Here is a 25,037-nt window from a genome sequence, read left to right as displayed (position 1 = left end):
TAAGTATCAAACAGTAAGAAGAGAATATTTCCCGTATATTTAAACGAAAAAGGGAAATTTAAAATAATATTTATTTAATAGAATACACGAAAACGAGTGGAGGAAATAAAAATATGTCTAATTTACCAAATTGTCCAAAATGTAATTCAGAATACACTTACGAAGATGGGAATCTTTTTGTTTGTCCAGAATGTGCTCATGAGTGGACTTTAGAATTAGAAGCTGAAAATAGTGAAGATACAAAGGTAATTAAAGATGCAAATGGAAATATTTTAAACGATGGTGATTCTGTAACAGTAATTAAAGATCTTAAAGTAAAAGGAACTTCATCAGTTGTAAAAATTGGTACAAAAGTAAAGAGTATCCGATTAGTTGATGGAGATCATGATATTGATTGTAAAATTGATGGTTTTGGAGCTATGAAATTAAAATCTGAATTTGTTAAAAAGGTATAAATACAATTTTGTTACATCAAAATTAGTTTGAAGTTAATGAATATACACTGTTTTTCAGCTGTACCCTGTGCCCAACAACTTAAGAATTTCGAATTACCTCGAAATGATAAAATGAACTTTTGGTTATGATTCAGCAGATTTTTTTGGGGAGTACCATGAAATTTTAGCTTGCTAGCGATATAGTGCTGCCGAAATATTTGAAATAGCTATAAGACTATTCTTTCGATGGTATGATGAAAGATATGGAAAAGGAATAGGTGTCAATCAGACCCCAATATTAATCTTGACCATTAGCAACAAAAAACCACCTCTCATAAAGGTGGTTTTTTAGTATTAATATATTTTAATTAGTCACGTCTAAATGGACCTTTTGGAGCAATAAGCTCTAAATTAGTACCATTTGGATCACGGAAGTAGGCAACGCCTGTGCCAAATCCAGATTTCTAGCCGTCTTCTTGAAAGATAATTGGTTCGTCATATGGGTGCTATCCTATGCCCATCAAGCTAACAAAATGGATTGCCTCTGAAACAAAAAAATTTTTATTACTATAAAAAACGTAAAGTATCTGTTTTTAGAAAAAAATAATTTTTATAAATTGATGGAGATATAACTCAATTCTTTTATATATTTAGTTAAATATGATTGTCAGAATGAACTTAAAGTAATTATGATTTCTAGAAATGCGAACTGATGTTTTGAATTGGTTTAAAGTTGCTGGAACAAAATAAAACCAATTGAGCAAAAAAACTTGCAAAAATAAAAAGAGATATATATATTAATTGATGTATCAATAATTGATATATCAATTAATATTTTGACAAGAAAGAAAAGGAACATTTTATGAAGGAAATGTTCGTAAATATCAGTGGAGAAGAACGCAAAATACTTATTCATATTCTATTACAGATGCAAAAAAATGTAGAGAATATTAAAGAATAGAGAGTGTAGGGGGCGAATAGTGTGGAAATAATCGCAGCTATTTTAGTCGGGATCGTAGCATTAGAACATTTGTTTATCATGATCCTTGAAATGTTTTTTATTGATTCAAAAGTAGCGAAACGTGCTTTCAAATTACCGAAGCATTTAGAAGGAGATCGAAACGTAGCCATTATGTTTGCAAACCAAGGTTTATATAATGGATTTTTAGCGGCTGGTCTCATTTGGGGACTTGTACTTGGGCTCAATCCAATTGGTTATATGATCCAATTATTTTTCGTGATTTGTGTGGTGATAGCAGCTATTTTCGGAGGTTTCACATCTAATAAATCAATTATTGTGAAACAAGGACTTCCGGCTGTTTTAGCACTGATTGCCCTTTTATGTATGATTTAGAATCAAAGTTTCTCAATAAAAGAACTCATTTTTGAAAAATACGCTATTCTTTCTGTAGAATTATAGGAAAGGATGGCGTTTTTGTATGCCTATTTCTATAAGTAGTGAATTATAACTATTTCCTCAAGGGACTCAACTGCTTTTCAGCTTTTGGATATATTTTCATCCATCTTTGTTTCCTCCTATTGTTGGATAGTGTAATAATTGATAAAAATTTTGTTGAAATTGAATTATAACGACTGATCAAAAAAGTTAGTGATTAAAAATATTATTCTTTAGTACATACATTTTTAAGATGTTAAATATATTTCATAATAGTCTCTGTAAGATAGGGATAAGTAGAATAGTACTTTAAAGTACCTATAGCACTTTAAAGTGCGTACTTTTTATAACTTTGAATATCATTCATAATAGCACCAGTAAGAAGAAAACAAGCTTTACGGTACTACTAGTTACCAAAGATGTTACAGCAGTTTATTTAGAATCAGATTGATTGAAGGGTTGTACTATATGGCCTAATAATTTCGAAAAAATGTCGGTGTGGCATAAAACAATTATGGAGGTTAAAGATATGAGCACTTCAAATTTGAATGAAATAAGTAAACAAATTTTAACAGAGGAGGAAACACTTCAATTTTCCTCTTTTACAAATGAAGATGCCTTGCAACTAGGTTTATTTATCGTTGAAACAGCAAAGCGAGAGGGAAAATTGATTGCTGTTGATATAACGAAAAATGGTGTGCAATTATTTCATTTCAAGATGACAGGGACAAATGAGGAAAATACGAAATGGATTGAGCGTAAAAAACGAGTCGTTTCCCTGCATGATCGTAGCTCGTATTATATGCAGATACAAAGTGAAATAACTGGGATTTCATATAATGAAAAATATCTTTTAGATACTTCGGAATATGCTGCGTTTGGTGGATGCTTTCCTATCAGAATAAAAAACGTAGGGGTTATTGGAATGATAACAGTTTCAGGATTACCACCAGAAGAAGATCACGAATTGGTAGTAAGAGCAGTTAAAAATCATTTGAACCAATAGTTGTAACGAGTCAATAGATAATTAATTTTAGGGGGCAACACTATGCCATTAATTGAGCTAAATACTTGGCCAACCATGTCAACAGAAGAAAAGAAGGCGTTTATTTATAATGTAACGGAACTTACAATAAAACTATTAAAAATTGTCCCTGACAAAATTCAAGTGTTGATAACGGAACTTGAGAAAGAAAATTGGGGGAAAGCTGGAGCTGTAGCAAGTGATGCTACCTTTGCTGAGAAAAGTAGGGTGTCCGATTGGGAGACAAAAGAGTCTTACGATACACCAGGTTGTAACGTTAATGGAATGGCTATTATTAAGATTGATATATGGAATACATTTGATCAAGAGACAAAGGATAAGTGGGTAAAAGAACTTACACAAGTGACATCTAAATATACTCATGCACCTTTGGATAAAGTGCTAATTCTTATTCGTGAAATGATTCCAGGGAACTGGGGACAAAGTGGTGTAACAGGATCTAATGCAGATTTCCTTTCCAAAAGTCGTACATTTTAATCGTTAAATAAAAAAGGCAAAAATGAACACATTTCTGTTCGTTTTTGCCTTTTTATTATTTGTCTGTGGTAATGAACATGATCCTTTGTATGTTTAAGTAATGTCCTCTAAAGGTGCCTCTACGGGAAAAGTGTATTTCTTCATTTGAAAGTCTTTTTCATGGAATGTAGATTTCAATTTTTGAGCAAAATAAGTTAGGTTATATAAATGTTACTTTTTAGTACCTATAGTACTTTAAAGTACGTACTTTTTATTATGTTAAATATCATACATAATAGCACATGTGAGAGGGAAACAAGATTTATGGTACGAGCAATTAACTATGTTACTTTTTAGTACCTACAGCACTTTAAAGTGCGTACTATTCATTATGTTAAATATATTTCATAATAGTACATGTAGGAGAGGGACAAGCTTTACGGTACTAAAAAGAGAATGCAACCATTCATAATAGCGTTTGTAGAGATCAAATATATTTTTTAGAAGATAAAAGGGCCTTTTTATCTCACTATTATGATAGGAATTATAGGGAAGAGGGGGAGCTCAATTGAATTCATATACAGCATTGTCTTCAGAAGTTCAGACGAATCGAAGAAGTATATTTGCGTTATTAGCGCTAGCAATTAGTGCGTTCGGGATTGGGACAACTGAATTTGTTAGTGTCGGTTTATTACCATCAATTTCGGAAGATTTACATGTGTCGGTTACAACAGCTGGTTTAACAGTTTCTTTATATGCGTTAGGTGTAGCGTTTGGTGCTCCAGTATTAACGTCATTAACAGCTAATATGTCACGAAAAACGTTATTAATGTGGATTATGATTATTTTCATTATTGGTAACGGAATCGCAGCGGTAGCAACAAGTTTCACTGTATTACTTATTGCGCGAATTGTTTCTGCACTTTCGCATGGTGTGTTTATGTCAATTGGTTCAACGATTGCTGCAGCACTTGTCCCAGAAAATAAACGTGCTAGTGCAATTGCAATTATGTTTACCGGCGTAACAGTTGCGACTATTACAGGGGCACCAATTGGAACATTTATTGGTCAACAATTTGGCTGGAGAACATCATTTTTAGCAATTGTAGTAATTGGAATTATTGCCTTAATCGCAAATAGTATTCTCATTCCATCTAATATGAAAAAAGGTACGTCTGTATCATTCCGCGATCAGTTTAAATTGATTACGAACGGAAGACTGTTACTAGTTTTCATTATTACTGCATTAGGATATGGGGGAACATTCGTAACATTTACGTATTTATCTCCGTTATTACAAGAAGTAACAGGATTTAAAGCAAATACGGTTACTATCATTTTATTAGTGTATGGAATCGCCATTGCGATAGGAAATGTGATTGGCGGAAAATTATCGAATCATAATCCAATTCGAGCGCTATTCTACATGTTCTTTATTCAAGCGATTATATTATTTGTTTTAACATTTACGGCACCATTTAAGGTAGCTGGGTTAATCACTATTATTTTAATGGGGCTATTCGCATTTATGAATGTTCCAGGGTTACAAGTATATGTCGTAATGTTAGCTGAACGATTTGTACCGAGTGCTGTCGATGTTGCATCGGCAATTAATATTGCAGCGTTTAATGCTGGGATTGCTCTTGGTGCTTATTTAGGCGGTATTGTAACGAACTCGTTAGGGTTAATTCATACAGCTTGGGTAGGCGGCATTATGGTAGTAGGTGCTGTTATTTTAACAGCATGGAGTATGACATTAGAAAAAAGAGATCAAGTAAAATAAAAGGAGCGAAAATAAAATGAAAAACTTACAAAGTAAAACAGTATTAAGTAATGGTGTAGAAATGCCTTGGTTCGGTTTAGGTGTATTTAAAGTAGAAGAAGGACCAGAACTTGTAGAAGCAATTAAATCAGCAATTAAAGCAGGATACCGCAGCATCGATACAGCTGCAATTTACGGAAATGAAACAGCTGTAGGTGAGGGGATTCGTGCCGGTATTGAAGCAACTGGTATTTCAAGAGAAGAATTATTTATCACTTCAAAAGTATGGAACGCAGATCAAGGATATGAAGAAACAATTGCTGCATACGAAGAGAGTTTAAAAAAATTAAAACTAGATTATTTAGATTTATATCTTGTTCACTGGCCTGTAGAAGGGAAATATAAAGATACGTGGAGAGCGTTAGAAACACTTTATAAAGAAAAGCGTGTACGTGCAATTGGCGTAAGTAACTTCCAAATTCATCACTTACAAGATGTAATAAAAGATGCGGAAATTAAGCCAATGATCAACCAAGTGGAATACCATCCTCGTTTAACACAAAAAGAATTACAAGCTTTCTGTAAAGAACAAGGTATTCAAATGGAAGCATGGTCACCACTTATGCAAGGTCAATTATTAGATAACGAAACATTACAAGAAATTGCTGAGAAACATGGTAAAACAACAGCACAAGTGATTTTACGTTGGGATCTTCAAAATGAAGTGATCACAATTCCAAAATCAACGAAAGAGCACCGCATTATTGCAAATGCCGATGTATTTAACTTTGAATTAACGAAAGAAGATATGGAAAAAATCGATGCATTAAATCAAAATCACCGCGTTGGTCCAGATCCTGATAACTTTGATTTCTAATAGAAATGAGTAAAAAGAGTGCAAAAATTGCACTCTTTTTTTATTGAATAGACAATAAAATGTTTCTGTTTATATTATGACTTTTAAATTACTTTAGGCGAGCTAAAGAACTGATTAACAGTATTAAAGTTTGACATAAAATAATGGATTCTATATTATATATGCTATAGCATGTAAATTGCGATTTATTTAGAGGTGGCATATGGACTTATATGAGTTAACAGGACATCTTGTTCATTATACTGATGTGAAGTTAACAAATTATATAATGTAAGTTTTTAATCACATATTGCTTATAAAATTTATCTTTTGTATGCTATAGCATGCAAAATGAACCTCTTAACTTGTAATGTTCAAAATTTAAATAACATAGTAGAAAATTCATGAAGCGAGGAGATTTTAGTAATGGAAAAATTCATATTAGCGTTTGATAGAGAACTTGTAATTGCAGAAAAAAAAGACTCAACATGGAGCGTCCAATCGCAGTTTGTAGGTGCGAATCCGGTTGCGTTAGCTTCAGATCCATACGATCCAGAAAGAATGTATTGTGGTACCTTTGACAGGGGATTATGGAGAAGTAAAGATGGAGGAAGTTCATGGGAAGCGATTGGTGCGTTACCTTCCTTTGGTGAAGTGTTCCCAGCAAATGCTATTCATATGAGAGCTATTACAGCAGTTTCTGTATCTCCAGCGAAGGGGGATGACGGTAACGGGATTGTATATGTAGGAACTGAACCGAGCGCAATGTTCGTATCCAAAAATGGAGGAGACAGTTTTGAGCTGCTAACTGATTATCGACAAATGCCATCATATGCATCATGGTTCTTTCCTCAAAGAACATATACACACCATGTAAAACATATTGAAATTGATGCTAATAATCCAGAAACTATTTATACGACTATTGAGGTAGGCGGATTAATTAAAAGTGTAGATGGAGGTAAGACATGGACTGAGGAAAAAGAGGGGAACTATCCTCAAGATATTCACATTCTTAAATCACATGGCGATGCGCCAAATCGTTTATACGGGGTGTTAGGTGATTCATTCTTGAAAGAACCAGGTCAAGAGTATGCGGAGAGTAATGATGGAGGTAAGACTTGGAACTATATGTGTAGCGGGCTAAAGCATCATTACGCATATCAAATGGCAGTTAACCCAAATGATCCAGAAAATATTATTATCGCGACATCTTCAAATCCACACGTAGCGCATGATTACAATAATGGAAATTGTGAATCATTTATTTATAAGAAAGAAAAAAATCAGTCTTGGGCAGAAATGAATGTAGGTTTACCAACTCCTAAAGGCACAATCATACCAGTATTAAAGGCAACAAGTGATGGAACGTTTTATCTGTTTAGCAATAAAGGAGTGTATCAGTCAGTAGACGGTGGTTCAAATTGGACATCATTAGAGATTCCTTGGGAGAATAGATTTATGGAACAACATCCTTATGAGATGTTAATTATTAAATAAGTGACAGGTATAGTTTTTACTACTATTCATTGGTAATGTTTAGTTGAATTTAAATTAAAAATGTAAAAAGCCAGGTAATGTGTTATTCATGCTACCTGGCTTTTTTGACCAGCAATTTAAGGTTATTTTCATATTTGTGTAAATATGAAACAAGCAGGATACATGAATAGAGAATGGGTAAAATAATACCGAATGATCACTAGATTGTATCAATGATGCTATAAGTGTTTTTTTAGGGAAACTGAGGCAAGAAGCAGTGGTTTAGATTCAGAATGACTAGCAATTGGTGTTATGGTGTTCAATGGTTCAAAAATGAACTCATTTCAACTCATATTATCTTCGCAATGTATCATTTTGAAGAATATTAAAACTTAGGAGGAAATGAATTATGACAAAAGATTTCTATACTGCACTGAAAGAAAGACGTACTTATTATGGAATTAACAAAGAGGTACAAGTATCGGATGAAAAAATTAAAGAAATTGTGGAGTTTGCTGTGAAATATACTCCATCAGCTTTCAATTCTCAAACTGCGCGATTAGTTGTATTATTTGGTGAAGCTCATGATAAATTATGGGATATTACAACTGAAACATTAAGAAAAGTAGTTGGAGATGGAGATTTCTCAGGAACGCAACAAAAAATGGATTCTTTTAAAGCTGGTTATGGAACAGTACTATTCTTTGAAGATGAGGCTATCGTTAAATCGCTTCAAGAAAAATTTGCTGCATATGCTGAAAACTTCCCAATTTGGTCACACCAAGCATCAGGTATGCACCAATTAGTCGTGTGGACAGGTTTAGAAGCAGAGGGATTAGGGGCATCTTTACAACATTATAATCCATTAATTGACGATGAGGTAAAACAAGAATGGAATGTTCCTGCTAATTGGAAACTAATTGCACAAATGCCATTTGGTAATCCAACAGCTGCACCAGGTGAAAAAGAATTCCAACCACTTGAAGAGCGTGTGAAATTTCATAAGTAATATTCAAATGTAATAAAATGGAAATTTAATTAGTGGTGGTCTTACTGTCCGCAAATAGCGGGATAAGCTAACTGTATTGCGAAAATAAAACTGTTTAGTTACAAAAATTCTATTTATTATTTCTGTTAATCGAGTATGTATTAATAAAAGTTGTTAAAATCACTATTTTAATCTTTAAAGGAACAAGGTGATCGGTTTGATCATCTTGTTTCATTTCTTAAATTTTATTTTATTCATTAAAAAACGCTAGCTTTTCATAAATGCTTGAAAAACTAGCGTTTTAATAATAGGTATCTGTAATTTGATTACTTAAAACTATATACGAAAAAGCTTTTATGTTATTCCTCAAGTTCTATCCATTCCTGTGACCATTCTTCTATTCCGCGAATAATAGCTTCTAAAGCAAATCCTTTTTGAGTTAAAGAATATTCTATACGAACTGGTGTCTCAGGAAAGACTTTACGTTCGACAATTCCTTCTAGTTCTAATTCTTTCAATCTTTCTGAAAGTAATCTTCCGCTAACAGGAAGAGAAGATTCAAGCGTACAAAAGCGCTGAGGTCCAGAGAAAAGTTGGTAAATAATGAGTGCTGTCCATCGTTGACTAAAAAATTTCATTCCTTTTTCAAAGCGAGGGCATAATGTAGAATCATTCATTTTCCTTCACCTCCTAAAATAAATTATATAACATCTTACTATTAGTAACAAATATTTTTATAATTAATTACTTGACGTAAAGTAATTACGAATGTATACTCACTTACATAAAGTAACTAAGTTGTTTTATGTAACTGAAACTCTTTTCTTTAAATGGCCAAAGTTGTAATGATACATATTGCATATAAGCTGAGAGAAAAAAGAATAGCATCTGTAAAAACACTTACGTTGTGTAAGTTAAACAATAAAAAATATAACGATGGAAGAGAATTTTTAGAGATTCTCAATACTAGGAGGTACCTAATGGTTACAACAGATACAATTCATATGTTAGAAGATAAAATTCAATTTATACATCAAGATGGAAAGGATATTTATTTAGTAGGTCCTATCAAATTGCCAATTAATTTATATGGGGAGACTAAAGTTTTTCAATGGTATTCTTGGTTACAATGTAGTGAGGTTACAAATAGTGTAGAAGGAATTATTGAAAAACTCTCATCTATTAATTTAGCTGATATGCAGCAATCTAGTGTGCTTGTATATGGTGATTTTGAGAATTCTGAAGATGCCCTAATTCGTATGCATAGTATTTGTCACACCGGTGATATCTTTGGTAGTAAACGTTGTGACTGTGGATTCCAATTAAAGCAGTCTTTACAAATGATTACAGAACATGGTTCAGGTGCTTTATTTTACTTAGCGAATCATGAAGGAAGAGGAATTGGTTTGTTTAGTAAAGCGATGACGTACCTCTTGCAAGAAAATGGGTTAGATACAGTAGAAGCTAATCTGAACCTAGGTTTTGAAGATGATGTTCGAAACTATGATGATACAATTGAAGTATTAAAAGCGCTACGCTCAAAACCTGTAAAACTTATTACAAATAATCCGAAAAAATTAGAAGCGTTACAAAAAGCTGGATTAAATGTTACGAGTCGTGAACCGTTATGGGGTGATGTCTCAGAGTTTAATGAGAAATATTTGCAAACGAAGATTCAGCGTTCTGGACATTTTGAAGGGGGACACTTACATGCTTGAGCATGAATTGTATATGAAGCTAGCACTAGAAAATGCCAAGGCTATGAAGGGACAAACGACTCCAAATCCATTGGTTGGATCTGTGATTGTAAATGATAATCGAATTGTAGGGGTCGGAGCACATATGAAGGCCGGAGAACCACATGCCGAAATACATGCGATACGTATGGCTGGAGAACAGGCACGTGGTGCTACAATCTATGTAACTCTTGAACCTTGTTCTCATCTTGGTAGAACAGGGCCTTGTGCTGAAGCAATTGTACAAGCAGGAATTAAGAAGGTAGTAGTTGCTACACTTGATCCAAACCCGCTTGTTTCTGGACGTGGAATTAAAATTCTACAAGATGCAGGTATTGAAGTACTTGTAGGAGTGTGTGAAGAAGAATCTAAAAAAATGAATGAAGTCTTTAATAAATATATTTTGACAAAGCGTCCATTTGTAACGATTAAATCAGGAGTTACATTAGACGGGAAAATCGCTACGTCTTCATCGGATAGTAAGTGGATTACATCTACAGAAGCAAGACAAGAAGTACACCAAATACGAAACGAAAATGTGGCTATTTTAGTAGGAGCGAATACTGTTCAAAAGGATAATCCATCATTGACAACGCGTATTCCAAATGGACGAAATCCAATTCGAATAATATTGGACTCGACATTACGCATACCGATGGAAGCTAACGTTGTTACAGATGGAGAAGCTCCTACCTGGATATTTACAACAAGTAATCATGCAGCGAAAAAAAAGAAAGCATTAGAAAATGCAGGAGTTAAAGTATTTGTTACTAGCGGAGAAAAGCATATAAACTTACATGAAATGCTTGATGTTTTAGGGCAAAAAGGAGTTTCCTCCCTGCTTATTGAAGGTGGTGGAGAGGTAAATGCTTCGTTTATTGAAAATAAATTGATGGATAAACTTATATTATATGTCGCACCAAAAATTATTGGGGGCAGATTGGCGCCTAGCTTTGTAGAGGGGACTGGTATTACTAAAATGCAAGATGCAATTGAATTTAAGGATATATCATTTACCCAGGCTGGAAAAGATTATAGATTTATTGGCTATCCAGAATATCGGAACATATAAGGAGAATAAAAACTACTTATATGTTCCGATAAATGGATGGCAGAATGGAGCGATGAAGAGTGAAGTTTGGATTTGATATCGATGATACGTTAATTGATTTAAGGCAGCATGCTTTTCATTTATATAATAAAAAATTAAACAAAAAAGTAGGATTGGATATATTTCATTCTTTAAAAACAATTGAAATTCATGAAGCATTTGGCATGACTTCGGAGGAAGGCAGTCATATGTGGAATAGTTTGCTGGATGAAATTTATTATACTTCTTGTTCACCGTTTCCGTATGCAGTAGAGACATTGCAAGAATTAGAAAGACAGGGACATGAAATTTACTATATAACGGCGCGACCTAAAGAGCATGGAGAGCAAACAAAAAAATGGTTAATAGAAAAAGGTTTTCCGGTACATGAAGATCGCTTTTTCTATGGAATGAAGGATGAAGAAAAAATACACTTCATACAAGAAATAAAATTAAACTATTTCTTTGATGATAAGCCGGCAGTCTTAGAAACGTTAATAGGAAAACCGATAAATGTGTATGCAAAAACTACTTCTTACAATCAACATCTCAACATCCCACGTATTACAAGTTGGACAGAGTTAGGAGATATTATAAAGAAAGAAATGTGAGGATTTAACTGGCAAATCAAATAGAGCTAAGAGTATATTGAGTGTTACAATTTTAGAGGAAAGACATAGGTGTTATGTCTTTCCTTATTTTTTAATACTATCGTTTTTATTAGTGTGATGTGCTAGGAGTACTTCTAATAGAGAGGAAATAGAAAAATGAGCAATAAGAAAAATATTTTTAAGCTAGTCTTGTATGGTAGTGTAATTTATATATCAATGATGGGTTCCCCTGGTGCCACAATATTTTTGGATATTTTGGATGAGAAGTTCAAGAATTAATAGGGTGTGTTCATAATCATGAATTTTTGGAAAACCAAAATTACAATGTTAGGTTATTTTGAATCAGTAGTGGATGATATGCAAAATTGCATATTACAAAATAAACATCGTAATTTTTGGATTCTTGGTATAAAATACATTACTTAAACTATATATTAGAATGGAGAAAGTGAATTGGAATTATTAAGAAACAGTAAGGTTGGTACAAAACTAAACATATTAATAACTATATCAAGTATTGCATGTATAGTATTATCCCTAATAGGGTTTTGGGGATTAGAAAGAGGGAAAAGTACTTCCTCTAATATGTATGAGGATAATTTACTACCAATTGAGTGGATTGGTATTGTAGAATCTAATTTTTATCATGTTAATATGAACTTTATGGAAATTATGGTATCAAAAGATGAAAAAAGAATGAATGAATTAATAAGAGAAATGGACGGAATTCGTCAGGAAAATGATCATCTTTTAAAGCAGTTTGAGGCTAAAGTTATTTCTACTAAAGAAAAAGAATTATATAACACGTTTTATGAAACATTTAATAAATTAAGAACTCAAATGAAGAAAGCGCAAGAATTAGGGAAATCTAATAATGAGGAAGCATATGCATATTACCTAAAAGAGATTGAACCTAATATGCAAAAATCAATAAAATCAATTCGTGAATTAATTTTATATAATAGTAATAATGCAGAGCTTTTACAGAAGGAAAATAATAATAGTGCTCAAAATACAATGATAATGTTTGTTAGTATTTCGCTTTTAGCAATTTTAATAATTATATTAATTGGATATATTATTAAATTAACTATCCGAAAACCACTTGTGTTACTACAAAATGATATGGAAAAAGTAGCAGCTGGAGATTTAACAACACGTACTCCTTATAAAGCAAATAATGAATTAGGGCATATTGTTCAGTCTTTTAATAGTATGTTAGATAACCTTCAACAATTAATTGCGAATGTTAAGATGACAACACAAGAGGTTATTTCTACTACGGAGGGCGTATTACAAGATACAAATCGAGCGTCTAGTATTTCAAATGAGGTTGTACAGACTGTTTTAGAAGTAAAAACAAAAATAGAAGGACAGGTATCTAGTATTCAGGAGAGCTCATCCTCAATGGAAGAAATTACAACAGGGGTGCAAACTGTAGCTGAATCTTCAGCAGTAGTCGCTGAGGTAGCAGTAACGACTACAGAACGAATAAATATCGGTAGTGAAGTGATAAATCACTCTATTCTTCAAATGAATAGTGTGCATGATGTTGTCGAGGAAACATCAAAAGTAATAAATAAACTTGTTACACGTACACAACAGATTGATACAGCTCTCGCTGCAATTACTAATATTGCCGAACAAACGAATCTTCTTGCCTTAAATGCCGCTATTGAAGCGGCACGTGCTGGAGAGAATGGGAAAGGATTTGCAGTGGTTGCCGCAGAAGTTCGAGACTTGGCTGAGCAATCTAAAGAATCTGCAAAAGAAGTTAATCATTTAATAAAATCCATTCAAAAAGATACCCAAGATACAGTTAATGTCATGCAAAAAGGACAACAAAAGGCAGTAGAAGGAAAAGAAGCTGCTTACAAAGCGAATCAAACCTTCTTGTCTATTATGAGAGATATTGATAAGATTACAAGTCAAATTCAAGAAGTATCCGCAGCGACAGAAGAGATGTCTGCTGGTACAGAAGAAGTAAATGCTTCTCTTTCGCTAGTTTCTGAAACTGCAACGGATGTGAAAAAGGAGACTCTTCAAACAGTAAATTCAATTCAATCACAGGCCGTATCAATTGAACAAATATCAATTCAATCCAACAAAATGAAAGAAAAGGTGGAAGAATTAACGGAATTGGTTTCAAAATTTAATATTACAGAACAAAAAGGATGAGTAAATCATAAAAGTTTACGTATGGCTATCAGCCTAAAAATAATTGATTTTTCGCGATTAAAAAGATTTTAGTAATTAATTCAATCACAAGTTTAATAACATGTATAAAAAACATGAAGACTTAAGGGTCTTCGTGTTTTTTTTTGAATAATGTCTGAAAAAATATTGATAATTATACGATACTTTGGGAATTGTTATTAAATATTCACATATGCAAAATTACATACATTTAATGATTGATAATCACGAGTTAATGTAACTATAATAATTACACTGATAAGTAACTTACTGACGACAGTTATAAGTGAAGAAGGAGGGTTTTATTGTATTTTGTATATGAAAAATAGAAAAGGAGATATGCAAATGAAAAGATTACTTGTTATAGGCATAATGTATACAATATTTTTCCTCATAGGAAATATACACCTGCATGCTGATGAACGAACAAATGTAAAAGAAATTACTAGTTTAGAAGAGCCTACTTGGATATTTCAGGCGGGCATAAGTAAGGGGAAATATCACGATCGACAAGATTTAGGATTTATTTTGAAGAGAAATACACCATTAAAGGTAAGACAAACGAATCCTAATTTTAAAGACAAATTAACATTACGTTTATTGTCTAATGACTCAAAAAATGAAAAATCCATACAAGTAGGAAATGAATGGGTTACTATCCAAGGTGATACGCCTTTAGTTCCTTTCATAGATACTCCGTATGGTGAAGAGCACGCTGTACTTGAGTACCAACTAGGGAATGAAAGTGCTACTAAACCTCTTCCGATTTATAAACAACAAGGAAATGTATCTCAATTTTTTAGTACATGGGATCAATTTGATGGAGAGTATGCGTTAATTCAAGGGGAGAGTTTTCAATTATTTGTACCTAAAAAAGATAAAGAGTTAGTAAGATCTTTAAAAGATTTTCAATCGTTGGATGAGTTAATTGCATATTATGAAGATATTTTTGCGATGTATGATTCAATTATTGGTTTAGATGGCTCAACGGTTGAAAATAAAAAAAGTCAAAATCGTTATTTCTTAAAAGCAGATATATCTGGTGCTGGCGGTGCCTATTATGGCGTAAATTGGACAGCCAATAGTACAGATAGTACAAAGATGTGGTTAGATAAACTAAGTTGGGGAACTTTACATGAAATCGCTCATGGATACCAAGCTGGTTTTGATAATCAAGGAATATTTACAGGAGAAGTTTCTAATAATCTATTTGGTGTTCAATATCAATATAGTAAATACGGCAAAAAAGCAGATCAAGTTGGTTGGTTATTTAATTTTGGGAAGAAGGAACAGGTAGAACGGAATTTATACAATGCTTTAATGAAAGAAAATAAAAATTATGATGACTTAGATTTACGACAAAAACTTATTCTTTTAACGATGGCGAAACAAAAAGCTGGCAATGAAGCTTTTGCAAAAATGTATCAAGGTTATCGAAAACTAGCTAGTAATGCTGCTTTTAAAAAAGGTGACCATTCTTTACCAGATTTAATGAATCAGTATTATAGCGAGAATGTACAAGTTGATTTTACACCCGTTTTTGAAAGATGGGGCTTTAAGCTTAATCATAAACAAATAGAGATGAATAGGGCGAAAGGTTATCCGGCAGTTACTTCTTTAGCGTATATAGTGCCTGAATCACAATTAGCTAAGGCGAGAGCTCTAATTGATCCTGATATTCCGATAAACTCTAACTTTGAAATAGTTACGAATCAGCAAATTGCTTCACTTGGGTTAAAAGGGAATTTGCATATCCATTTAAATACAAATGAAATAGATACATTGAAAGGAGGAAAGATTAAATTAAAAGAAGGGAATACAGTTATTCAAGAAAAAACAATTGAAACAGCAGATATCAATTTACAAGACGTACCAAATGGAATCTATACGGTTGAGATTTCAGGTGGGAAAACGGATAGTATGTACCATTTCAGTACGTATTATGCCTATGTAAAGGAAAAGGATAATAGTTTAACGATTGATGTTAACGAAATGAAAGTGAGCAATTTGGTAAATGAAACGATTCAATTCCTAGGATTAGGAGATGATCAGTTTGCCGAATTAAATACAGACTTAGAGCAAAAGCGAGCTGTTTTTACGGTTACTACTAAAATGCCTCATAGCTATTATGCAGGTGAAAAATATGCATCAATAGAGGTGTTTAATGAGAAAGGTGAAAAAATTTATACGAAGGAAATGGAAGGAACAAATGTAACCGTTGTAAAAGATATCATCCCACTAAAAGAAGGATATAGAATTAAAATCTATCATGATGAAGTAAAAAAACGATTAACTAGTAAAGCTACTATTATTAATCCTATGAATAAAACAAATGAATTTATAATGACAAAATGGGGATTGAAAAATACTTATTTGCAAAATAATCCAGAAAAAAATCTTATACAAAGAATTGATGAAGAAATGGAAGCGATTATAGGCAATCCGTTTTTAAAAGAGATACCAATGCAAAAAGTAGAAATGAAAAAGAATGTGTGGATGGCAATAAATATGTTATCAGAACCACAAAAAATAACGTATATAAATAAATATAAAGATAGCTTATATAATGAGTAATTTTTGAGAAATGAATTGAATCTAAAAAGTAGCAAACCAATCTATTAGCCTATGTATATAGAGGTATGTAAAATCGATTGGCTATAGTTACAATTTTTATCTAAGCTTAAAATTGTAAAATACATTTATTTAATTTGATAATACGATTATAAAGGAGTAAAAATATGAAGAATTTCGTAAAGGTAGGTTTAACTACAGGAGTGGTGTTATCGGCGATTATGCCTTATGGAGGAGTACATGCGGCAAAAGAAGATTTAAAAATGGAAACAAAGGAAGATACGTTCCGAACAGGTAATTTAACAGCACCTTCTCAAAAATCGGCAGAAAATGTAGCAAAGGATGCACTAAAAGGAAAAACAGAACAAGCATTATCATCAAAGCAAGTTAATACGGAATCCAAAGTTAATTATAATGTTACGCAAAGTCGTAAATCTTATGATGGTACTACATTGGTACGTCTTCAACAAACGTATGAAGGACGTGATGTATACGGATATCAACTAACAGCACATATTAATGATGATGGTGTACTTACGAGCGTTTCGGGGGATAGTGCCCAAGATCTACAACAACAGGAAGATTTGAAACAACCTATTACTTTATCAGAAGAGGATGCAAAGAAACAGCTTTTCAACATCTATGGAAATGATCTTACATTTATTGAAGAACCAGAAATTAAACAAGTAGTATATGTAGATGAAAATACAAATAAAGCTACAAACGCATATCAAATTACTTTTAGTGCATCTACACCTGAATATGTATCTGGTACAGTATTAATTGATGCTTTTGGTGGTAATCTATTAAAAGAACTCGTTCAAAAATTAGGTATACAAGTAGATAGTAGTATTGTCCAATCTGTGACAGTAAATAAATCACAAGATCCTTCAAAATTAACAGGTACAGGAAAAGATGACTTAGGTATTAATCGTACGTTTGGAATTACGCAGCGAAGTGATGGAACGTACATGCTTGCAGATTATTCTCGTGGTAAGGGAATTGAAACATATACTGCTAATTATAAAGATTATAATAATTATAGAAGAAATGTATGGGGTTATCTCGATGATTTAGTAACAAGTAATTCTACAAATTTTACAGATCCTAAAGCAGTTAGTGCCCATTATTTAGCAACGAAAGTATATGATTTTTATCAAGAAAAATATGGCCGTAACAGCTTTGATAATAACGGACAAAAAGTAATTTCTGTCGTTCATGGTTGGAACACAAATGGTACGAATAAAGGGAATCCTAAGCAGTGGTTTAATGCATTTAGTAATGGGGCTATGCTGGTATATGGAGATCCAATTGTTAGAGCATTTGATGTGGCAGGACATGAATTTACACACGCGGTTACAAGAAATGAGTCTGGACTTGAGTACGCAGGAGAAGCTGGTGCAATTAATGAAGCGTTATCTGATATTTTAGGAGTAGCAGTTGAAAAGTATGCAAATAACGGAAAGTTCAATTGGACAATGGGAGAACAATCTGGTCGTATTTTTAGAGATATGAAAAACCCATCATCTATCTCTTCTAGATATCCGGAGGACTATAGACATTATAATAACTTACCTATTGATGCTGACCACGATCATGGTGGTGTACACACGAACTCTAGCATTATTAATAAAGTAGCTTACTTGATTGCTAGTGGTGGAAACCATAATGGAGTAAACGTACATGGCATTGGAGAAGATAAAATGTTTGATATTTTCTATTATGCAAATACGGATGAATTAAATATGACTTCTGACTTTAAAGAATTAAAAGAAGCTTGTATTCATGTAGCAACGAACTTATATGGTAAAGACTCATTAGAAGTACAAGCTGTCCAACAAGCCTTTAAAGCAGCTTATATTTAATAATATTTTGATGAATTATAAACCTTTTTTATTTTAATATAGTGATTAATTGTGTATAGGAAAAAACCTTGTAGAATTTTTCTGCAAGGTTTTTTAAGAATTTTATTTTACAAATGTGTTATATAGTTTTTAGTTAATTAGGATAAAAATAATCCTATAACTGTATGTAAGAATGTGTGATTTTACAACCTTTTCTATGATAAAAAAAGATACTACTTTAGCAAATATAAAAAGTTAGAAATTATAGTATATAGGGCACTTTTTTGTTCCTATGGAACTTTAAAGTGCGTAATTTTCTTTCTAGTTAATATAGACCATAATGGTATTTACTGGTTGGTTTTAGCTTTACTCTGTTGTTGATGTGATTTTTTAACATGACAATGATTAGAATCAGGATTATCGAGTAGATCTAAATGATGATAATTTCGATTTTTAATTCAGTACAGAGTCCAATAGCTACATAATTTTCGTTTATACTCTTTCGAAAAAAGGGTGGATCTGCTTATTTTTTGTTAAAGATAAGAGAAGTGAACCACAATATAAACGTAATTATTTATTCCAACGTAAGTCAATCATTTAGCACATGAATTTGGAGGGATTTACATGCATATGCAATTAAAAGGAAAAACAGCACTGGTTACTGGATCTACGGCAGGGATTGGAAAAGCAATTGCCACTTCATTAGTAGAGGAAGGAGCTACTGTACTTATTAATGGACGCCGTGAAGAAAATGTTAATCAAACGATAAAAGAAATTCGAGCGCAGTATCCTGATGCTATCCTTCAACCCGTAGTAGCTGATTTAGGAACAGAACAAGGGTGCCAAAATGTGATTGAAAAGTATCCTGAAGTAGACATTCTTATTAACAACTTAGGAATTTTTGAACCTGTAGAATATTTTGATATCCCTGATGAAGATTGGTTTAAATTGTTTGAAGTCAATATTATGAGTGGTGTTCGACTTACTCGCTCATATTTGAAAAAAATGATTGAAAGAAAAGAAGGAAGAGTCATCTTTATTGCTAGCGAAGCAGCTATTATGCCATCTCAAGAAATGGCTCATTATAGTGCGACTAAAACGATGCAACTCTCACTTTCTCGTAGTTTAGCTGAGCTGACGACAGGAACGAATGTGACTGTTAATACTATCATGCCTGGTTCGACTTTAACGGAAGGAGTTGAGACTATGCTAAATAGTCTTTATCCTAATGAGCAATTGACAATAGAAGAAGCTGAGAAGCGATTTATGAAAGAGAATCGACCAACCTCTATTATTCAAAGACTTATTCGTCCAGAAGAAATTGCCCATCTTGTCACTTTCTTAAGCAGCTCACTTTCTTCAGCGATTAATGGTTCCGCGTTGCGAATAGACGGGGGATTAGTACGTAGTGTATTTTAATAAATTAAAAACAACATAGTATTCTGTAGAAAGTAAAGATGGTAAGACAAATAAGTTGTATTTTACTTATTAATAGAAATATACAAAAAGTAAATTGTGATATGAAAACAGCCGGATTTTCTACTATAAGAAAAATTCGGCTGTTATTTTTTTACTTGTTGTAAAGGATGGAAGCTTTTAAGGTTGTGGCACGCCTCTTAAGACAAAGATAAGGCGAAGCAATCCCGCTGTTATTTGTATTACTTAGTGAAAGTTACCAAACGTTTTTCAACACTATTTTTCCAATTGCTTTATTTGATTCCAAATACTCATGTGCTTGTGCAATTTCATCAAACGTAAAAGGTTTCGAATCTAGCAATGGACGAAGTTTTCCTTCTTCTACTATTTGCGTTAGTTTAGTTAAAATTTCCCCGCAAGCGTCACGTTTATCTATATGTAATATTTTTAACGCCATAAAAGTAACGTGCAGAGTAAGTCCTTTTGCGTGTAAAGGAGAGAGGTTATGGGTTGAACGGGCTGCAATTGTTACGACAGTTCCATTAATTGCAGCAGCTTCAAAAGAGTTATCAAGATTCTTGCCACCTACTGTATCAAATATAACTTCAAATCCGTTGCCATTCGTATGTTTTTGCACATATTCTTGAACAGATTCTTCTTTATAATTAATAGCTATATCGGCTCCTAGACGATGGGCTATTTCCATTTTGTTTTGCTGAGAAGCTGTTGTGAAAACTTTAGCACCTGCCCATTTAGCTAATTGAATGGCTACGTGTCCTACGCCACCGGTAGCTCCATGAATGAGAACATTTTGACCAGGTTTAATATTTGCACGATCAAATAAAGATTCCCAAGCTGTAATTGCCACTAATGGTAGAGCAGCTGCTTCTTCCATTGTTAGGTTTTTAGGTTTGTGAGCAATCAGTCGTGCATCAGCAAGCATAAATTCTGCAAGTGCACCTCCAGTTTCTTTAAAACCTCCGGCACAACCGTATACTTCATCCCCAGATTTGAATTTCGAAACACCTTCTCCTACTTCAATAACAATACCAGCTACATCTCCATGTAATATAGCTGGAAACTCAGGAGCGACTGCTGAAACGGCACCACTACGCATTTTTGTATCGATTGGATTTACACTTGTTGCTTTTACATGGATTAGAACATGACCTGGTAAAAGTTTTGGTTTTGAAACTTCTTCTAATTGAAATACAGATGAATCCCCAAAAGAATGGATAATTTGTGCTTTCATTGTTTATACCTCCTGTTTGTGGTTATAGCATAGCAAAGTACAAAAAATAAGTATAATATTATGATTTAGTTAAAAAATGAACGCCGGTTAGCGTTTCACTTAATTCCCAAAGCATGTCTGCATAGTCTGTATTACTAGCCCAAGGTCTCACTCCTGATGGTCCTGGATTGTCAGCAAAAACAGCTTCTGCAATATCAACATTTTCGCAATACACGCCACCTTTGTCATCAAGTTGATCGTTTGCGGCACACCATACAATTGTAGCGGCCCCTTCTGGGATACTTTTAAATTCTTCATCGTATTTTATTAAAGCTCGATTTCCATGCTCGTCCAGTGCTCCCATTGAATGCATTTCTTCATCAGTTAAATTTCGAGATAAACTTGTTACGATTGTTCCAGGGTGGGCAGAGAATGCACGTACATGAAATTCTTTACCACGTTTATCTAATTCGACCGCAAATAATGCATTTGCTGTTTTGGATTGTCCGTAAGCTTGCCATTTGTCGTAATGACGATTTGTAAAGTTTGGATCGTTAAAATCAACACCACAAATACGATGACCGCGCGAACTAACTGATACAACTCTTGCTCCATTTGCTTGAACTAAAGCGGGCCAAAGTCTTGCTGTTAATTGGAAATGACCTAAATGATTTGTTGCGAACTGGGATTCATATCCTCGTACATCGCGTTTTAATGGGTTAGCCATTATTCCTGCGCCGTTTACTAAAATATGTAGTGGACGTCCAGTACTAAGAAATCTATTTGCAAAAGCATCTATAGAATCAGGATTAATAAGATCTAGTTTTTCCAATTCCACCCGCGGAATATTTGCAGTAGCTTCTTGAGCTTGTTCTATTCTTCTGGCTGGTACGATAACTGTAGCGCCCGCTTCCGCAAGTACGCGCGTGATTTCAAGTCCTAATCCTGAATATCCTCCAGTTACAATAGCTATCTTTCCGCTTAAATCTTTTCCACCTAGAGCCTCTTTGGCAGTAGTTCTTGCACCGAATCCAGAATAAATTGGTTTTTGAATTGTGTTTTCATTATTATTATTCATTGTGTAACTCCATCTCCGTTCCTTTATTAAATTTCCCTGTTTTTATACGCTCAAAGTGAGTAATTTTATAATTTATAATATCTAAAGTTGCTTGCAAATTCGTTAGTTGTATTGTGATTTGTTTTTGATGTTCCTCAAGTATTGTTTTGCAAGCTTCATCGTTTTTTTCTCGTGAAAATTTCATATATTCTTGTATTTTATTTAATGGCATTTGTGTTCTTTTTAGATGATTAATGAAAAGTATTCGATCGATATCTAATTGAACATATTGCCTATTATTATTCCCATTTCTATTAGCTGGGGGAAGAAGGTTAATTTTTTCGTAGTATCTAATTGTATCTGTACTTAATCCTGTTTTCTTTGCAACATCTGATATTGTGAATATATCGTTCATTTGTAATTACACTCCTTTCACTACAAGTGTATGACTTGAAGTTAACTCCAAGTCAATCATTTTGTTTGAGGAATTTTTATAAAGAGAAGGAGATTGCATGAAATAGTGTAGCGCATATGCAAAAGCAACTTTGGAAGTTGCTGAAGGAAAGGGAATTGTTATTTTGTGTAGCATGAATTAGTGCTGAAAGTGATAAGCAAGCATGTAGTATAGGTACTTAAAAGTGCCTACATCACTTTAAAGTACGTACTGTTATTCATGTTATGGCCGATTTATAATAACACTCGTAGCACAAAGAAAGTTATAACGATGACAATCGGCAACAATGTGGTATTACAGTATTGCCTATCAATTTTGAGAAGAAATATGAAAAGTATAGATTTATATGAATGAAGGAAAGTGAGTGAAACACATGGAAAAGTTTGCGAATCATTTTGGATATAATCGTATGTTTGCGAAAGATCAGCTTACGTTAGGAGTCCACATTCCGATTGAAAATTATCAGTTTCATGCTCCAACGATGGAAAAACAAGTAGAGTTAGTGCAAAAAGCAGAACAATATGGTTTTACAGGTGTATGGCTTCGCGATGTTTTGCTGCAAGACCCTGATTTTGGTGATCCTGCAACAGGTCAAATTTACGATATGATGATTTATTTGACGTATTTAGCAAGCAAGACAGAGAAAATTGCATTTGGAACGTCGGCAACAGTGTTGTCACTTCGTCATCCATTGCGTGTAGCAAAAGAAATTGCTACATTAGATCAACTATTTCCAGAAAGAATTATGCTTGGCGTTTCATCCGGTGACAGACGTGCCGATTTCAAAGCGTTAGGTGTTAGTCATGAAACACGAGGTGAAAAGTTTAGAGAAGCATTTGCTTACTTGGAAGAAATTTTGTATAAAAACTTCCCGTCTATCCAGTCGACGCTAGGAGAAGTGCATGGTGCGAATTTAGTTCCAAAACCGTCTAAACGTGTTCCAACCTTCATTACAGGTTTTAGTCAGCAAAATATGGAATGGTTTGCTGAACATGGAGATGGATGGATGTATTATCCACGTAGTCCAGTGCATCAGGCAGCAGCAATTGGACAATGGAGAGAACGAGTAGAGGATTATCATCCAGATGTATTCAAACCATTTATCCAACCGATGCATTTAGATTTATCTGAAGATCCAAATGAACGTCCTACACCGATACGTTTAGGTTACCGTACAGGGCGTAAGGCACTAATTGAATTACTTGATGTATATAAAAGTATTGGTGTGAATCATTTATTCCTTGCTCTATTTGATGGTCAACGTCCAGCTGACGAAGTATTGGATGAGCTAGGAGAAGAAGTGCTGCCGCATTTCCCAGCCTTGTAAAGGAGTGAAAAGAATGAAAGCAATAGGACTTATGCAATATGGAGATAAAAGTGTACTACAAGAGATTGAAATGCAGACACCGCTATTGGGAGACAACGATGTACTGATTGAAGTATATGCAGCTGGTGTAAATCCTGTGGATTGGAAAATACGTGAGGGGTTACTTCAAGACGTAATTTCTTATGACTTCCCGCTCGTTTTAGGATGGGATGTTGCAGGTGTAGTTGCTGCTATAGGGCCAAACGTAACAGCATTTAAAGTGGGGGATGAAGTATATAGTCGTCCAGATATTGAACGAAACGGCACGTACGCAGAGTACGTGGCTGTAGATGAGAAGTATGTAGCGAAAAAACCGAGAAATCTATCTTTTGAGGAAGCAGCATCAATCCCTCTAGTAGGTTTGACAAGTTGGCAAAGCTTAGTGAAGTTCGCAAATGTTCAAAAAGGTAATAAGGTTTTAATTCATGCTGGATCTGGCGGGATTGGTACGTTTGCTATTCAACTAGCGAAAAGTTTCGGTGCACATGTTGCAACTACGACTAGTACGAAAAACATGCAATTTGTAAAGGATCTAGGCGCTGATACTGTCGTCGATTACAAAACGGAAGACTTTTCTTTGCTTTTGCATAATTACAATATTGTATTTGATGTGTTAGGTGGGGATGTACTAAAGAATAGTTATAAAGTACTTGCACCAAATGGAAAGTTAGCGTCTATTTATGGTCCGAAAGGTATGAAAATTCCGCAAACCGAGATATCAAGAGAGAAAAATATTGAGAGTGACCATATATTTACTGAACCTAACGGATATGAACTTTCTCTTATTACAGAATTAATTGAGAGCGGGAAGATTAAACCTGTTGTCACGCATGTGTTGCCTTTACATGTAGAAGGTGTAAAAAAAGCACACCACATAAGTGAGTCAGAACGTGCTCTTGGGAAAATTGTATTGAAGAAACATTGGTAAAGTATGAGGTTTTAGAGACAGTATTGTGCTAAGTAGCGAATGAACTTATATATTCTATTCTAGCAATTGTTTTAAAAGGGAGAGAACAAATGGATTCAATGACATTTCTTTTACCCCGCAT

General features: G+C 33.7%; 21 protein-coding genes and 1 pseudogene. 17 read left to right on the top strand and 5 right to left on the bottom strand.

The window, feature by feature from the left end; all coding sequences use genetic code 11:
- Positions 1 to 113 precede the first annotated feature (113 nt).
- Positions 114 to 455, top strand: coding sequence for a zinc ribbon domain-containing protein YjdM (locus DN399_RS16485; protein WP_000067658.1), 342 nt, complete (start codon positions 114 to 116; stop codon positions 453 to 455).
- A gap of 347 nt (positions 456 to 802) precedes the next feature.
- On the opposite strand, the pseudogene DN399_RS16480 reads toward DN399_RS16485, so the two are convergent.
- Positions 803 to 937, bottom strand: a pseudogene (locus tag DN399_RS16480) (VOC family protein); the annotation flags it as partial.
- A gap of 479 nt (positions 938 to 1,416) precedes the next feature.
- Here DN399_RS16480 and DN399_RS16475 point away from each other — a divergent pair.
- The 7 genes from DN399_RS16475 to DN399_RS16445 all read left to right on the top strand — a co-directional run bounded on the left by DN399_RS16475 (position 1,417) and on the right by DN399_RS16445 (position 8,437).
- Positions 1,417 to 1,788 carry a DUF1304 domain-containing protein gene (locus tag DN399_RS16475; protein WP_078994367.1) on the top strand — a complete coding sequence of 124 codons (372 nt, stop codon included), beginning with the start codon at positions 1,417 to 1,419 and terminating at the stop codon, positions 1,786 to 1,788.
- Positions 1,789 to 2,320: 532 nt separating this feature from the next.
- Positions 2,321 to 2,836, top strand: coding sequence for a heme-degrading domain-containing protein (locus DN399_RS16470; RefSeq protein WP_140159223.1), 516 nt, complete (start codon positions 2,321 to 2,323; stop codon positions 2,834 to 2,836).
- A 42-nt stretch (positions 2,837 to 2,878) separates the two neighbouring features.
- Positions 2,879 to 3,352: a tautomerase family protein gene (locus DN399_RS16465; RefSeq protein ID WP_023522568.1), complete on the top strand. Its 474-nt coding sequence runs from the start codon at positions 2,879 to 2,881 to the stop codon at positions 3,350 to 3,352.
- A gap of 547 nt (positions 3,353 to 3,899) precedes the next feature.
- Positions 3,900 to 5,114 (top strand): MFS transporter, encoded by a 1,215-nt coding sequence (locus tag DN399_RS16460; protein WP_149149826.1) that lies wholly within the window; start codon positions 3,900 to 3,902, stop codon positions 5,112 to 5,114.
- A gap of 16 nt (positions 5,115 to 5,130) precedes the next feature.
- Entirely contained in the window at positions 5,131 to 5,970 is an 840-nt protein-coding gene (locus DN399_RS16455; protein WP_053563934.1) for an aldo/keto reductase, read from the top strand.
- A 405-nt stretch (positions 5,971 to 6,375) separates the two neighbouring features.
- A complete protein-coding gene (locus DN399_RS16450; protein WP_149149825.1) occupies positions 6,376 to 7,449 on the top strand; it encodes a WD40/YVTN/BNR-like repeat-containing protein in 1,074 nt (357 codons plus the stop codon).
- Positions 7,450 to 7,837: 388 nt separating this feature from the next.
- Complete coding sequence (locus DN399_RS16445; protein WP_000158938.1) at positions 7,838 to 8,437, top strand: nitroreductase family protein; 600 nt, start codon at positions 7,838 to 7,840, stop codon at positions 8,435 to 8,437.
- Positions 8,438 to 8,775: 338 nt separating this feature from the next.
- On the opposite strand, the gene DN399_RS16440 is transcribed toward DN399_RS16445, so the two are convergent.
- Complete coding sequence (locus DN399_RS16440; protein ID WP_001000102.1) at positions 8,776 to 9,093, bottom strand: winged helix-turn-helix transcriptional regulator; 318 nt, start codon at positions 9,091 to 9,093, stop codon at positions 8,776 to 8,778.
- A gap of 303 nt (positions 9,094 to 9,396) precedes the next feature.
- Between DN399_RS16440 and DN399_RS16435 the strand changes: the two genes are divergently transcribed.
- The 7 genes from DN399_RS16435 (at position 9,397) to DN399_RS16405 (ending at position 19,883) form a co-directional block, all read left to right on the top strand.
- Positions 9,397 to 10,134 carry a GTP cyclohydrolase II gene (locus DN399_RS16435; RefSeq protein WP_000258865.1) on the top strand — a complete coding sequence of 246 codons (738 nt, stop codon included), beginning with the start codon at positions 9,397 to 9,399 and terminating at the stop codon, positions 10,132 to 10,134.
- A complete protein-coding gene (ribD, locus tag DN399_RS16430; protein ID WP_149149824.1) occupies positions 10,127 to 11,224 on the top strand; it encodes a bifunctional diaminohydroxyphosphoribosylaminopyrimidine deaminase/5-amino-6-(5-phosphoribosylamino)uracil reductase RibD in 1,098 nt (365 codons plus the stop codon). The genes DN399_RS16435 and ribD overlap by 8 nt, the downstream gene beginning before the upstream one ends.
- A gap of 59 nt (positions 11,225 to 11,283) precedes the next feature.
- Positions 11,284 to 11,853, top strand: a complete 570-nt coding sequence (locus DN399_RS16425; RefSeq protein WP_086388700.1) for a 5' nucleotidase, NT5C type — start codon at positions 11,284 to 11,286, stop codon at positions 11,851 to 11,853.
- 453 nt (positions 11,854 to 12,306) lie between these two features.
- Positions 12,307 to 14,031 (top strand): methyl-accepting chemotaxis protein, encoded by a 1,725-nt coding sequence (locus tag DN399_RS16420; protein WP_086388699.1) that lies wholly within the window; start codon positions 12,307 to 12,309, stop codon positions 14,029 to 14,031.
- 363 nt (positions 14,032 to 14,394) lie between these two features.
- Complete coding sequence (locus DN399_RS16415; RefSeq protein ID WP_086388786.1) at positions 14,395 to 16,623, top strand: putative mucin/carbohydrate-binding domain-containing protein; 2,229 nt, start codon at positions 14,395 to 14,397, stop codon at positions 16,621 to 16,623.
- 164 nt (positions 16,624 to 16,787) lie between these two features.
- Entirely contained in the window at positions 16,788 to 18,485 is a 1,698-nt protein-coding gene (locus DN399_RS16410; RefSeq protein WP_086388698.1) for a M4 family metallopeptidase, read from the top strand.
- 603 nt (positions 18,486 to 19,088) lie between these two features.
- Positions 19,089 to 19,883, top strand: coding sequence for an SDR family NAD(P)-dependent oxidoreductase (locus DN399_RS16405; protein WP_016122897.1), 795 nt, complete (start codon positions 19,089 to 19,091; stop codon positions 19,881 to 19,883).
- Between the two features lie 253 nt (positions 19,884 to 20,136).
- Here DN399_RS16405 and DN399_RS16400 read toward each other — a convergent pair whose 3' ends face one another.
- From DN399_RS16400 to DN399_RS16390, 3 genes are read right to left on the bottom strand one after another with little or no spacing between them, the layout of a single operon-like run.
- Positions 20,137 to 21,132 carry a zinc-dependent alcohol dehydrogenase family protein gene (locus tag DN399_RS16400; RefSeq protein WP_016122896.1) on the bottom strand — a complete coding sequence of 332 codons (996 nt, stop codon included), beginning with the start codon at positions 21,130 to 21,132 and terminating at the stop codon, positions 20,137 to 20,139.
- A 58-nt stretch (positions 21,133 to 21,190) separates the two neighbouring features.
- Positions 21,191 to 22,189, bottom strand: a complete 999-nt coding sequence (locus DN399_RS16395; protein ID WP_006922493.1) for an oxidoreductase — start codon at positions 22,187 to 22,189, stop codon at positions 21,191 to 21,193.
- Positions 22,182 to 22,583, bottom strand: coding sequence for a MerR family transcriptional regulator (locus DN399_RS16390; RefSeq protein ID WP_006922494.1), 402 nt, complete (start codon positions 22,581 to 22,583; stop codon positions 22,182 to 22,184). Before DN399_RS16390 ends, DN399_RS16395 begins: the two co-directional genes overlap by 8 nt.
- A gap of 412 nt (positions 22,584 to 22,995) precedes the next feature.
- Here DN399_RS16390 and DN399_RS16385 point away from each other — a divergent pair, with 412 nt between their 5' ends.
- Complete coding sequence (locus DN399_RS16385; RefSeq protein WP_006922495.1) at positions 22,996 to 23,949, top strand: LLM class oxidoreductase; 954 nt, start codon at positions 22,996 to 22,998, stop codon at positions 23,947 to 23,949.
- Between the two features lie 13 nt (positions 23,950 to 23,962).
- Complete coding sequence (locus DN399_RS16380; protein WP_086388697.1) at positions 23,963 to 24,916, top strand: NADP-dependent oxidoreductase; 954 nt, start codon at positions 23,963 to 23,965, stop codon at positions 24,914 to 24,916.
- The last annotated feature ends 121 nt before the right edge of the window (positions 24,917 to 25,037 follow it).

Source organism: Bacillus sp. AR4-2 (assembly GCF_008274865.1).
In the GTDB taxonomy this organism is placed as follows: domain Bacteria; phylum Bacillota; class Bacilli; order Bacillales; family Bacillaceae_G; genus Bacillus_A; species Bacillus_A cereus.
This window is presented reverse-complemented; position numbering and strand designations above follow the sequence as displayed.